The sequence below is a fragment of the Comamonas sp. CAH-2 genome (assembly GCF_009668305.1).
GTDB classification, from domain to species: Bacteria; Pseudomonadota; Gammaproteobacteria; order Burkholderiales; family Burkholderiaceae_C; genus Comamonas; species Comamonas aquatica.
Window position 1 is genome coordinate 1 of the sequence record NZ_VSWF01000075.1, and the last position, 1,816, is coordinate 1,816.

Genomic DNA, 1,816 nt, shown 5'->3' on the forward strand with positions numbered 1-1,816 from the left:
GGCACCGCGGTAAACAGGTCGGCCTCCAGCCCATAGTCGGCCACCGAGAAGATCGGCGCCTCGGGGTCCTTGTTGATCGCCACGATCACCTTGGAGTCCTTCATGCCGGCCAGGTGCTGGATCGCACCCGAGATGCCCGCCGCGATGTACAGCTGGGGCGCCACAATCTTGCCGGTCTGGCCCACCTGCAGGTCGTTGGGGGCGTAGCCCGCGTCGACCGCCGCACGGCTGGCACCGATGGCGGCGCCCAGCTTGTCGGCCAGGGGGGTGATGACTTCGTTGAACTTCTCGGCGCTGCCCAGGGCGCGGCCACCGGAGACGATGATCTTGGCGGCGGTCAGCTCGGGGCGGTCGCTCTTGGTGACTTCACGGCCCACGAAGGCGCTCTTGCCAGCGTCGGCCACGGCGGCGGCGGTTTCCACCGTCGCAGAACCACCGGTGGCTGCCGCGGCGTCAAAGCCGGTGGAGCGCACGGTGATGACCTTGGTGGCGTCGGCCGACTGCACGGTGGCGATGGCGTTGCCGGCGTAGATGGGGCGCTCGAAGGTGTCGGCGGCGATCACGGCGGTGATGTCGCTGATCTGGCCCACGTCCAGCTTGGCGGCCACGCGGGGGGCGGCGTTCTTGCCCGAGGCGGTGGCGGGGAACAGGATGTGGCTGTAATTGCCGGCGATGGCCAGCACCTGGGCGGCGATGTTCTCGGCCAGGCCGTCCTTGAGGCTGGCGCCATCGGCGTGGATGACCTTGGACACACCGGCGATCTGGGCGGCGGCCTGGGCAGCGGCTGCGGCGCCTTCACCGGCGACCAGCACGTGCACGTCACCACCGCAGGCCTTGGCCGCGGTCACGGTGTTCAGGGTGGCGCCCTTGATGGAGGCGTTGTCGTGTTCAGCGATTACGAGAGAAGTCATGTCAACTCCAAAATTCTTTACGTTCTTGCGAAGTCTGCGCATGGGGCGCGGCCTTCAAAACCCACACGCCCCAAAGCCAGGGACAGCGAGCTAGGGCCGCCCCGACGCGAGGCTGTCGTCCCCCCTGGGGGAAGACGCGAAGCGGCTCAGGGGGTCAGATGACCTTGGCTTCGTTCTTCAGTTTGTCCACCAAAGTGGCAACGTCAGGGACTTTGACGCCGGCGCCGCGCTTGGCGGGCTCGGCCACCTTCAGGGTCTGGATGCGGGGTGCGACGTCCACGCCCAGCTCTTCGGGCTTGACCACATCCAGCTGCTTTTTCTTGGCCTTCATGATGTTGGGCAGCGTCACGTAGCGGGGCTCGTTCAGGCGCAGGTCGGTGGTGATGATGGCGGGGGTGCTCAGCGCCAGGGTTTCCAGGCCGCCGTCCACTTCGCGCGTCACGTGGACCTTGTCACCCGCGACTTCGACCTTGGAGGCGAAGGTGGCCTGGGGCAAATCAGCCAGGGCCGCCAGCATCTGGCCGGTCTGGTTGTTGTCACCGTCGATGGCCTGCTTGCCCAGGATCACCAGGCCGGGCTGTTCCTTGTCCACCAGGGCCTTGAGCAGCTTGGCCACGGCCAGGGGCTGCAGCTCGGCGTCGGTCTCCACCAGGATGGCGCGGTCGGCGCCAATGGCCATGGCGGTGCGCAGGGTTTCCTGGCACTGGGTCACGCCGCAGGACACAGCGATCACTTCGCTGACCACGCCCTTTTCCTTCAGACGCACGGCTTCTTCCACCGCGATTTCGTCAAACGGGTTCATGCTCATCTTGACGTTGGCGATGTCCACGCCTGTGCCGTCGGACTTCACGCGGACTTTGACGTTGTAGTCCACCACGCGCTTGACTGGAACCAATACCTTCATG

General features: G+C 66.3%; 2 protein-coding genes. Both read right to left on the reverse strand.

Annotation, left to right across the window (positions count from 1 at the left end; translation table 11 throughout):
• On the reverse strand, nucleotides 1–911 hold a 911-nt coding region (locus FYM52_RS18520), incomplete at its 3' end, for an electron transfer flavoprotein subunit alpha/FixB family protein (protein WP_154165149.1).
• 154 nt (nucleotides 912–1,065) lie between these two features.
• Nucleotides 1,066–1,815: an electron transfer flavoprotein subunit beta/FixA family protein gene (locus FYM52_RS18525; protein WP_045267137.1), complete on the reverse strand. Its 750-nt coding sequence runs from the start codon at nucleotides 1,813–1,815 to the stop codon at nucleotides 1,066–1,068.
• Nucleotide 1,816 lies beyond the last annotated feature (1 nt).

Bases quoted from the DNA above. Each gene is read 5' to 3' on its own strand.
- FYM52_RS18525 (WP_045267137.1), bottom strand. From the start codon at position 1,815: ATGAAGGTATTGGTTCCAGTCAAGCGCGTGGTGGACTACAACGTCAAA.